We start from the raw sequence: 11,441 nt of genomic DNA on the forward strand, positions 1-11,441 counted from the left end.
CGGAACCCTCTTCATTCCCCAAATCCATCTCAGAGAAAAACAACAGGCTGTTTAATAAGATTTCTCTATTTTCCTGTCCATCTTGGCCATCCACTGCTTTAGCTCAAACTTGTTGAAGAATTCCTGAGCCTTCACGCTAAAAACCCTTCCGCAGGATGAGCATTCCTGAAGAAGACCTAAAATGTCTGTCTCCTCACTGGCTGCAATCCCTCCGGCTACTGTTCCTCTGCAATACGGGCATGTTGTCTGTATCTCTTCAAGTGTTTCCATACTATCCCTCTCGTAAGCTTATTTAACCCCGCTTATTAAGACAACTCACTTGTTTTTATAGCTTTCGCTTTTCGCGGCTCCATCCAAAAACCTCCTTTCAGTCGGGCTACCAATGAAAATACTCAGGTATTTTCAAGCGCTCCTTCGGAGCGCATCGGCTCGCCTGAGCTTTCCAAAGTACAAAGCTGACATCCCCGTAGGGACATCCCCCCGTCAGCTGCACATATACCTGTAAAGAGGCTTGCAAAATTGATGGCAGCCCTCATTTTTTGGATGAAGCCGCTTTTCGCCACAGGATCCCAACCAAAGCCAGAAACAGTACGTAACCGACTGCCTCTGCCAAACTGGGGTTTCCATTATACCCAAATAACCCCTTCAGGAAGCTTCCTATCCCCCCTTTTTCATGGAATAAGGGATAGGTTCCATCAGCATTGAGGCTGGGATTAATGTCAAAAAGCGGAGTTATGATCCCTGAAACAATCCCTGCCTCTTCAAACTCATGAATACTCTGGCTGACCAGGCCTGCAGCAAACAAGATGAGCAATATGCTACTTACCCCAAAGATCCTTCTAAGGTTCCCTACACCAATAAAGAAGGCGTATCCAAGGCCAATTGCTGCAATCATACCAGATATCCCCCCAATAAGGCTTATACTGTTTGCATACCTGGCTGCATTCAGGAAGATAACTGTCTCAACCCCTTCTCGAATAATTGCAATAAAAATAAGGAGAAATATCCCAAAGTGAGAAAACAAAGGCTGCTTAAGATGGCCTGCAACCCTTCCCTCAATCTCCTTTGTATGGTTCTGTTGCCACATCCATAGAATCATTGTCGTCAATAGGAATGCACCAATAAGCATCGTGACCCCTTCAAAAATCTGTTCAGTGATCCCTTCAAATCCAGCAGCAAGGGTAAATAGGAATGCTGCCAGGATGCTTGCCGCAATTCCAAAGAAAATCCCGTAATACACACTCTTCTTGTGCTGCTGATTCCCTGTCTTGTTCAAATACGCCAGAACAATGCCAACTACAAGGCTTGCTTCCAGGGTTTCCCTTGATGTGATCAGGAATGATTCAAGCATACTCTCTCCTAAAAGTTAACAATTGTTAACTGACGAAAGATAGGTTGTATATAATGCATTCTAATGCATTCGGTTTTGAGGCCCGATTGCAAGTTCCTATATAAAATCGTCAAGACAGATCCAAGATTGGCCGCGACGCATTGATTAACGTCGATAAGACAATTTGCCCAGTTTTGCCTTTTTATTGAAAATTCGGGGGTTAATACCCCGGGCTTTAGGTCGGGGATCAGTGCGGTTTTTGTTATCAACTTTTATGAGTTAACTTGCAGTCGAGTCGAGATGACCGCCACCTTTAAATACGCTCTATTCATGGAATCGACTATGCAGGATCAGGCATTGATAACGTACCTCAGGCAAAACCTTGCTCGGGGCTATACTCCAGAGATGCTTAGAAATCATCTCATCAGCCATGGCTATCCTGCAAGGGTTGTAGACCAGGCGCTTCATCAAGCCTCTCCTATCATCGTCCATCATACCCATCATGTGCCGGCATCTGTGATCCTATCAATTGCAGTAGCCCTGATGCTCATTGGGCTGGGCGGCGCGGGCCTTTATCTCTTCCAGGCTCCAAAGCCGTCTTTTCTTCTGGATCTGGAGACCGAACCTCTGGCATCAGATGCGCAGCCGGGCTCTTCCTTTTTCTTCACGACCGATCTTGTGAGCATCGGATCAGCACGCCGCTTTGATGTCAAGGTTCTTCACGAGATTCTTGATATGAGGGGCCAGGCTATCTCTTCGAAAGAGGAGGAATTCGGCGTTGAAACGCGCGCATCGAAGAAATCCTCGTTTCTCATACCTGAAGCCATGCAGCCAGGATCATACCTCTTGAGGACAATAGCTACCTATCCCGGCGGGAATGCAACTGCATCATTCCGATTTGATGTAAAAAGAATTTCCGAGCCAGCTCCGCAGCCTGAACCGCAAACTCAGCCATCACAGCGCGTAGAACAGGAGGTGTCGCCTGAGACATTGCCAACAGAAGATCCCTTTGCAGGCCTCAGCATCTCTGAAAAACTTGATAGAATTGCAGAGAGCGCAGCAACGGACCCGGATCAGGCTGGGAAATACTGCGAAGAAATTGCCCAGGATTTTTATAAGAACCAGTGCTACCTGAATATCGCAAAGGCCATGCGCTATGAAAGGCCGTGCACACGTATCAGCGACAGCAGGCCAAAAGACCAATGCTTTACCGAGGTTGCAAAGCTTACAGGGCAGAGCAGTCTCTGTGATTCAGTTACCTTTGGGGATGCCAGAGATGCATGTCTCATGGCATTTGTGCTGAGGGGAGATTACTCTGTCTGCGCCAATTTACAGAATAGGTATTATATAGAGACCTGTGATGCGTTGGCTGCGAGAGAGGAATAGGATTTTTGATCACAGCAATCTTTTTAAACATCCAAAGTATCCCCCTTCAGAGAAGAATATCTTTAGACAAACTGGGGGGTAAGATACATGACAGGACCAATTCAGGTTATGGTAAATGGCTTGAAAGGAAAGATGGCAACATCGATTGCCCAGGCAATCTATACCGATCCAAAAGGAAAAGCTTTTTGTAACTCATTGCATCAAGAACCCGATTATGAATTCGACCTTTTGAGTCTCTCGCTAACAGGTCCAGAAACCAAAGCGAATGAAATAGATGGCACATTACCTAATTCGATAGTAAGCTTGAGATTCTTAACTCTGAGATTTGAGCAGCAGCGTATTATGTTAATAAAGCCAGATGAAAGAGGCCAATTACCAGGCCTCCTTACTGAATCTGGACTTATCCCTTCGTCAATAATAGCTGTTGACTACACCCGTCCTGATGCGGTGAACAGCAATGCAGAGCTCTATTGTAGCTTGGGCATGCCTTTTGTCATGGGAACAACAGGAGGAGACCGACCAAAATTAGAGGAAACTGTGAAGAATTCAAAAATCCCTGCAGTCATAGCCCCAAACATGACAAAGCAGATTGTTGTATTCCAGGCAATGATGCAGTATGCTGCAGAGACATTCCCCGGTGCGTTCAGGGGATATAGGCTCAAAATTAGGGAAAGCCACCAGACTGGAAAAGCAGACACAAGCGGAACAGCAAAAGCAATGGTTCAATACTTTAATCAATTGGGAATCCCCTTCACAACCGATCAGATTGAAATGGTAAGAAACCCTTGCGAACAAATGATGCTTGGGGTCCCAAAGGAAGCGTTAAGTGGGCATGGTTGGCATACCTACACCCTGCTCTCAGAAGATGGGAATGTCTTGTTTCAGTTCACGCATAATGTCAATGGAAGAGAGCCTTATGTATCAGGAACCCTTGACGCAATACGATTCCTGCATACAAAAGTGGAAGCAGGAGAAAAAGGCCTCTACACCATGATTAACGTGGCAAAGGGAAAATAATCCTTCTTTAACCCTTTTTTTGTTTTAGCGTATCTTCGCCCCATACTTGATGTTACTGGAGCATCATGGAACTTGGAAAGTTTACTTGCCACTTTACAAAAGCTTAAAAAAAGAGGCTATTTTCCATCCTCGATGAAAAGGAAAAACGAGCCTATCCCAGCAAGTGAACTTCAAGGCGTGTATACCGCAATCATCACCCCATTCAAGCGCAATGGAGACGCGGTCAAGCCTGAAATCGATCATGATAACCTGGCCATGCTCATTGAGGATCAGATTGCAGCTGGCATAGACGGGATCGTTGCTGCAGGAACTACAGGCCAGAGCGCAACACTTACTCACGAAGAGCATGTGGAGCTTGTCCATTTTACCTTTGACAGGATCGATGGAAGGACGAGGCTTATCGCAAGCGCAGGATCAAACTCAACCTATGAAGCGATCGACTTGTCAAACAGGATTGCTGAGGCCATTGGGCCAACCACCTTTCTCCATGTGACTGGCTATTACAATAATCCACCTCAAGAAGGCTTGCTTGCGCATTACACTGCTGTAGCCTCCAATTTAGCTGGAGGGAGCAATATCATCCTCTATAACGTCCCTTCCAGGACAAACTCCAACATCGACAAGAAGACGGTTCTTACACTCTCCAGCAATCCTAAGATTATCGGGATCAAGCAGGCGATTGATGATATGAGGCTAATCGAGGATATACGCCTAGCCACAGACCCCTCCTCTTTTAGGATATTGTCTGGGGAGGACGGCATTGTGGCTTCAATGATATACAGAGGCGCCTACGGCGTAATCTCTGCAAGCGCAAATGTTGCGCCAAAGCACTTTCTGAGTATTGTAGAGGCAGGGCTCGCAAAAGACCGGGAGAAAGCTTCCTTGCTCCAAGCGCAGATCAGGCCGCTGGTCAATGCAGTCTTCTCAGCAAAAAACCCAATACCGCTTGCGTATCTCTTCAATACTGCTGTGCGGTTGCCGCTTGTTGATCTCGAAATGATTGACCTTGCCAGAAAAGGGCAGCCAAGCATCCGGCATGAAATAGACGACATCATGTCTCGCTACACCCCAGAGCAGCTCGGCATCGACCTGAAAAAGTATAAGAACTCATAGACGTATCTATAAAGGGTTATTCTAAGGGTTTATCTTTCTCCTTCGCATCATCTAATCCTTGCTCCGTCAGGACTGTCAACAAAGACTTCTCCCGAGGAGGTTCTCAGCGCCTTGTCATGGAACAAAGCTTTCTTTCCCTTGACGCTCAGCCTCAGCCTCTTGAAGTCTTCGAATACTATCTCTTTCCTCTCGATAGCAGCTCCGACAACATACACCTGCTCGCCTTCCTTTCCTTGCGGCTCCAAAAGCCGAACCCGCTTGCCATCATCTGCTGCTAACAGCATTCCCTGGCTTTCAACTCCTCTGATCTTGGCATGCTGCAGATTCGTTACAACAACAATCCTCTTTCCCGGAAGCTTTTCTTTGGCATACTGGCCTTTCAATCCTGCGACCAGCTGCCGTTTTTCTAATCCGAGGTCAACCTGAACAACATACAGTTTGTCTGCATCGGGGTGGTCCTCAACTGAGAGAATTTTGCCGACCTTTAGGTCAAGCGGAAATTTTGAGCCTTCCGCCGAGAGCCTTTCTTTTCTCTCCTCAATCTTCTTGACAAGAATGGATGGCTTTGCAATTGCATGCTGCCTCATGCTGAAATTGATATCTCCCCATCCTAACCCTTTGAGATTCATCTGTCTTTGGAGCTCAGCGGAAAACCCAGGCAGCACCGGGCTTACCAGGATGCCCAGATCCTTTACAATATTCAGGCACAGGCCAACAGCAGCTTCTGCCCCCTTCCTGTCCTCTTTCAGCAGTTTCCACGGCTCGTGCTCCTGGAAATACTTGTTGCCCAAGGAAGACACAGCCATAATCTCCTTGATCGCCTCATTGGTGTTTGCATCCTGATACTGCTGCTTGATCTTTTTTGTTGATTCCTCAATACTCTTGATTATCTCCTCATCCTTTGCGGCTTCAGAGATATTCCCTCCAAAATGAGTGTCAATAAAGGAAAGAACCCGGTAGCAGAAATTTCCAAGGTTTGCAACGAGCTCGTTGTTCACAACCTCTGCGAACTCATCAAAATCCATATTCACGTCTGCCAACTTCTTGCTTAGCATCCTGGCGTAGTAGAATCTCAGGGATTCTGCATCGTATTGCTCGAGAAATTCACGGGCAGTATAGAATGTTCCCCTACTCTTGCTCATCTTCTCGCCATTCACTGTCAGGAAACCATGCACTACAATGCTTTCCGGCAGGCTGAATCCTGCTCCCATGAGCATTGCAGGCCAGAACAGGAAATGGAAATACATGATATCCTTACCGATAAAGTGCACAATCCTTGCCTTGTTCCACTGCTCCTCAGCTTTCTGGGCATCTCCAATCCATGCACTGAAGCTTGCGATGTAGCCAATGGGAGCGTCAAGCCAGACGTAATAGAACTTATTCTCCTCTCCTGGAATCCTGAATCCGAAATACGGGCCATCCCTGGAGATATCCCAGTCCTTGAGACCCTCTTTGATCCAGTTGAGGATATAGTTCACGGTTTCCGGCTGCAGGCTCTTGTTGCTTCGCAGCCAGTCTCTCAGCTTCTCTGAGAAAATACTGAGCCTGAAAAAGTAATGGGAGCTGCTCCTGAGCACTGGCGGGTTTCTGCAGATACTGCACTTTGCGTCGATCAATTCGGTGCTTTTGTACGATGAATTGCATTTTTCGCAGACGTCGCCATACTGATCCTGAGCTCCGCACTTAGGACACGTTCCCCTGATATACCTATCAGGAAGGAATCGCTTGCAGTGCTGGCAGTAGGTGTTTTCAACATCTTTGATGTAGATATACCCTTTGTCCTTGAGCCGGCTGAATATCAGATCGCTGAAGTACTGGTTCTGCTCTGAATGTGTTGTTATGTAGGAATCAAAGCCTATCCCAAAATCAGCAAAATCCTTTCTGTGCTCCTTCAGGACCTCAGCAATCAGCTTCTTAGGGGAGGTCTTTAGCTCCTCTGCCTTCAGCTCAATCGCAGTCCCATGGCTGTCATCAGCGCAGCAATAGACTACATCCTCTCCCAACAGCTTTAATGCCCTTACATAGATGTCTGTCTGGATATACTCAAGCATGTGGCCGATGTGGATAGGGCCGTTTGCATAGGGCAATGCTGAGGTGACGATGATCTGCTTGGGTGTCTTCTTTTCCTGCCCCTTTTTTGGTTTTATCTTACTCATTCTATTTACTAAAATAAGAGGTAGTTTAAATATTATTTGGAGATAACCCTAATTCCGGGATTTAGGAGCAAGCCCCTGCCAAGCAACCGCCAAAACAGTCAGAAAACGATGTTCCCCTCTTCACGCCGCAATGCTGGCCATCGCAGCTGAGTGCATATCCCCAAGGCGTATTTCCATAACGATTCGGTATTGGCTGGTTGTTTCCATACCAGTACGCGCATGACGGATCTGTTGTATTCCACGCTATCCCTGCATATTGTGTCTGAATACTAGGGCTGCATCTTCCATCATTACAGCCAGCAGTAAAGATAGCGCAATCAACCTTAAGTCCGGTATGGGCTGAGGCATCTGCATTGCAGTAAAATTCCCATTGATATCTGGTGTCCACACAGTGATCTGTGAAATTTCCTTCCCATCCTGTCGTGTAGGTGGTTGTTTTGGTCATGTAACTGACTCCATCACTGTCTCTGCATTTGGCTGTAGCGTTCGCTGCAGGACAGCTTCCAAACCATGCGTTGATATACGTTGCTGTGCTGTCGCACCAGCATGCAGACTCACCAGTCTTCACTCTTCCTCCATGAGCGTAACAATTGCTGCAGAAATCCATATTGGTTGATGTGCCGCAATACAGGCCTGAGGTGTTTGATGTTTGATTCGTTGTTTGGTTGCTCACACTTTGGATGCAAGCCCCATTCCGGCATCCATTTGGACATTGTATTGTAAGATAATCATAGGGGGCAGCATAACAGTTGGGGTAGTCTGCGCTCGTGCAGTTGCTAACAATGCTGCATTGCGGATTATTTGGGTATGGATTTAAAGGAGTTTGAGTTCTATAGCAATCCAAGCAGACAGGCACATGCGCAGTCTGATTCTGATTTGGGCAGGTTAAAGAGACTGCAGTTCCATTTGCCAGGTAGATTGTTTGGCTTACGCAGCTAGAGCAGGTATTATTCATACATCCCTGATTTTTGCAACTTACAGGGACTATCGTTCCATACCCCAATGAAGCACATCCAGAATCGCCTACGGGGCAGTTGTCCACATATCCCCAATACACATAATTGGGCACAGGATTAGGAACTGAGGCTCCTGGAGGGTAACTGTAGATGCATCTCTTCTCATACAGATCAACAACAGCATTAGGATCTGCCGTGATAACAAGGTATGTTCGGCTGCTTATATCTAAAATATAGCCCCTATAGTACCTGCCATTTGCATCAACAAGCGCAACACTCCCTTTGAGAGTCTGTGAATTCACGCCCACTGAATAACCGGGAATTCCATCTAACTCGCTGAATCCGAGGTTTTCCAAGCCTGCCGCCACATTCAAATACTCAAGGCGATACCCAATTCCTCCAATAAAAAATGACTCACCGACATATATCGGAACACCAAGCCCTTTAACGCCGCTCGCATTTGCTGTAGCATTTTGGGTTACATTTGTACTTGGGGTGACATTCGTTCCTGATGTTGCGTTGGTGCCTGTCTCCGCGATGCAGTTTCCAGACGAACATACTAAACCACCGGAACAGCCGCACACATCGCACCTGCTAATGAGGCTCCCTTGCTCGCAGTACAATGGTTTTGTGTCAGAGCACCTGCTATAAACGGTTGAGTCTGAGCATCTCTGCAGCACAAGGCTTGCGTTTTCTATTTTTGTGCTGATCGAATTAATAGAATAGCCGGAGAAATCCCCTTCGACAGAACAGTTGACATTTTCCTTTTCCTTATCAATACTCAAGTAAAAAACCAGAAGATCCTTAATCTCGCTTATGCTCAGCTTGGCGCTTCCAGGAGACTTAAAATACTCAAACAAAGCCTTCTTCAGGCTGCTTCTGAGATCCTTAACCCCGCAGACCTGGGCGTCTGCTGCAACAGCCAAGGCAAGAACCACCAGAAAAAAAACTGCAATTGTCTTAATTCGAACCACCTCTACAGCAGTATCCGAGCACCTGGCAGCAGGCCTCCTTTGTGACAATCCCGACCTCTCCCAGCCGGGTGCCGCAACTTCCTGCACTGCTTGCAGTCTGGCATGCCACAATCTGCAACTCTGATAATTCTGAATCCATTATTTGCGAAGCCTCTCCTGAGAAATCCTCAGAAACTTGTCTGCATCCTATAATTGCCACTGCGAAAAGAAGCATCATGCACGTCCATAATCCGTGTATCGTCATTAGCCTTGCCTCTACCCATCTTTCTTTCTTGTCTTTATAAATCTTTTCACTGGCAACATAATGTATATTGGCTGCAGCAGAGATCCCTGTAGCCGCTGCCGAACAGGATATCAAGACCTTCGCAGAGGCCCCCATCTTCTCCATTCTGGCATATCGTCTCATTAACTGTCGTGCTTTGGGAAACCTTTAGCAGCAATTCCCCTTTGGCAGACCGGGGCAGCCCTCCCGGACCCTTCTTGTATTGGATGCTCAACGGCGTCCTCACCTTCTGATTGGCCGTTAACAGGCACTTGAGGCTAAAATCAGCGTAGCTGTTTTTTTCTATGTTCTGGCCTCCAAAATAACTGCAGACAGGGTCAACAGTCTCTATCGCTTCAACAAACACTACTGTAGTGACTGCATTTTTCAATCTTAGAATCACTCCTTCTGCATTCACACTGAAATCATCACAAAGTAATCCAGATCCAGTTGCAAGGACACACTTCTCTGGCCCTAATTGCGCGGGGCTCAGGATATCAAAATATACCAAAGCGCCGATGACAATCAGGCTTATAACAATTACCATTCCATAATTCATCAAGAATTCCATAGCTGCCTGGCCTTTCTCTGCCATATACCCTTCCATAGATTTTCGTTATTTAAATCTTCCTATCGCCAGGCTTAGCCCACTGTTGATTAAGGGCAAACTATCGTGCCTTGAATGAGACTTATCACAATGTTATTAAGAAAATAACGGGAAGCTGTGTAAGGGCAATCAATGTAAAAATGCAAAACCTTGAAATTTCATTCAAGGTTTTGGCTTGCTCAGCTTATCGCCGAGCAAAGCGTTTATTTTATTGGGAACGTTTCTGCTAAGCCAAAAATTCATATGGAGTCTAGCAACTAGGCGTGCCATTAATGCAGCCGCCTACACAGGTGTCAAACTGGGTTCCTGTTTTCACTCCGCAATGCCCTCCGTCGCAGCTGAACACATATCCCCAAGGCGTGTTTCCATACTGGGCTGGTGGAACGGGCTGGTTGTTTCCATACCAATACGCACAGGCAGGATTAATCGTGCTGAAATTGATTGCATCATACTGTGTCAGCCTCGTATTCGCGCAGCGGCCATCTACGCATCCAACGCTGCAGAAAGCTTGCTGTCCTGTATGCGTCCCATCAGATCTGCACATAAACTCATAAACTGTAGTTGTGGTTACACAATGATCCGCAAAACTGCCCCATATCTGCGAATCCTTTGGCGTGACAGTTCCTTTGATGTTATAAACTGCCCCTCCGTCGCTGTCAGAACAAAATGAGGTATTCTGGCTTGTGGTCTGATTTGTCGCATTCGTTGTCTGGTTAGTCGTCTGGTTCAAAGGCTGTGTGAAATTCGTGGCATTATTTGTCCTTGTCATTATCAAATAGTCTCTGTTGCCTACATCAAACGTAATGTTCCATCTAAAGGATCTCTGATCAAATGCGGCAGTGGTAAGGCTCGCATTAATCCCATTAGCAAATCCAAGGCTAAACCCATACCCGCTTGCTGGCTCGTCAAGTCTAACTTGTGTATAGATGGTTCCATCTGAGCGAAGATAGGCGAGTTTATAGGTATGCCCATTAACCGTAACCAGATCATTCAGATAGATCCGATCTCCCAAACCCTTTGGAGCGGTTGAGGTATTGTCTCCAGCGATCTGTTTGTTTAGGGAAGGCAGGCATTCAATTTCCCTTCCACCAGACACAATAAACACCTTCACTTCCTCGTCAAGCCGCAGATTTCTAAGTGTTGCAAAGTAACGATTCAGCCTTCCAAAAACATCAGGCACCAAGGATTCTCGTCGGAGTGTGGTTTGGCTTATGCAGTAGCTCCGGTTTAAGTCAAATGGGCCACTAACCTCAATATCACAGCCAATATATCCGGTTCCATTAGCATCAGTATACATTACCGTACCAAGTGTTCTGCATGTGGCATTCGCAGTCCCTGTCGTATTTGTTGCATTTACAAATCCTGGTCCTTTAACATATGTCCCAAGCGTCGAGCCAGAGCCTATCTGGACAATTTCGACATTATAGGTGCATCGTACTCCGGATGCTGCTGCGCAGAAGACCTGTCCACTCATCGTGGTTGTATTCCAGGCAACATTTGCATAGGTAAGCCCGTGCTGGCTGCAGAACGTAGCTCCAGTAACCACCCCATAATCAGCAGAGCGCTGTGCATCGAGGAGCGTGTCGCTGCTTGCCGTAGCACTTGGGTAGACAACGCTTTGAGGGCAGGTATCATTCAAA

The 11,441-nt window shown here is 46.6% G+C and carries 10 protein-coding genes; 3 read left to right on the forward strand and 7 right to left on the reverse strand.

What is annotated here, in order from left to right:
• Positions 1-51: 51 nt before the first annotated feature.
• A complete protein-coding gene (locus tag VJB08_01370) occupies positions 52-270 on the reverse strand; it encodes a hypothetical protein (GenBank protein HLD42617.1) in 219 nt (72 codons plus the stop codon).
• A 262-nt stretch (positions 271-532) separates the two neighbouring features.
• Positions 533-1,351: an FTR1 family protein gene (locus VJB08_01375; GenBank protein ID HLD42618.1), complete on the reverse strand. Its 819-nt coding sequence runs from the start codon at positions 1,349-1,351 to the stop codon at positions 533-535.
• Between the two features lie 279 nt (positions 1,352-1,630).
• On the opposite strand from VJB08_01375, the gene VJB08_01380 reads away from it, so the two are divergent.
• From VJB08_01380 to dapA, 3 genes are all read left to right on the forward strand, one after another.
• Positions 1,631-2,716 (forward strand): hypothetical protein, encoded by a 1,086-nt coding sequence (locus tag VJB08_01380; protein ID HLD42619.1) that lies wholly within the window; start codon positions 1,631-1,633, stop codon positions 2,714-2,716.
• An 87-nt stretch (positions 2,717-2,803) separates the two neighbouring features.
• Positions 2,804-3,733, forward strand: coding sequence for a dihydrodipicolinate reductase C-terminal domain-containing protein (locus VJB08_01385; GenBank protein HLD42620.1), 930 nt, complete (start codon positions 2,804-2,806; stop codon positions 3,731-3,733).
• A gap of 132 nt (positions 3,734-3,865) precedes the next feature.
• Positions 3,866-4,846: a 4-hydroxy-tetrahydrodipicolinate synthase gene (gene dapA / locus VJB08_01390; protein HLD42621.1), complete on the forward strand. Its 981-nt coding sequence runs from the start codon at positions 3,866-3,868 to the stop codon at positions 4,844-4,846.
• 47 nt (positions 4,847-4,893) lie between these two features.
• On the opposite strand, the gene metG is transcribed toward dapA, so the two are convergent.
• The 5 genes from metG to VJB08_01415 form a co-directional block, all read right to left on the reverse strand.
• Positions 4,894-7,002: a methionine--tRNA ligase gene (metG, locus tag VJB08_01395; protein HLD42622.1), complete on the reverse strand. Its 2,109-nt coding sequence runs from the start codon at positions 7,000-7,002 to the stop codon at positions 4,894-4,896.
• Positions 7,003-7,063: 61 nt separating this feature from the next.
• Complete coding sequence (locus VJB08_01400) at positions 7,064-8,932, reverse strand: hypothetical protein (GenBank protein HLD42623.1); 1,869 nt, start codon at positions 8,930-8,932, stop codon at positions 7,064-7,066.
• Positions 8,919-9,176 carry a hypothetical protein gene (locus VJB08_01405; protein HLD42624.1) on the reverse strand — a complete coding sequence of 86 codons (258 nt, stop codon included), beginning with the start codon at positions 9,174-9,176 and terminating at the stop codon, positions 8,919-8,921. The genes VJB08_01400 and VJB08_01405 overlap by 14 nt, the downstream gene beginning before the upstream one ends.
• 46 nt (positions 9,177-9,222) lie before the next feature.
• Positions 9,223-9,789, reverse strand: coding sequence for a hypothetical protein (locus VJB08_01410; protein HLD42625.1), 567 nt, complete (start codon positions 9,787-9,789; stop codon positions 9,223-9,225).
• 262 nt (positions 9,790-10,051) lie between these two features.
• The coding region (locus VJB08_01415) for a hypothetical protein (GenBank protein ID HLD42626.1) at positions 10,052-11,441 on the reverse strand (1,390 nt) is incomplete at its 5' end.

The sequence above is a fragment of the Candidatus Nanoarchaeia archaeon genome (genome assembly GCA_035290625.1).
Taxonomy (GTDB): Archaea; Nanobdellota; Nanobdellia; order Woesearchaeales; family DATDTY01; genus DATDTY01.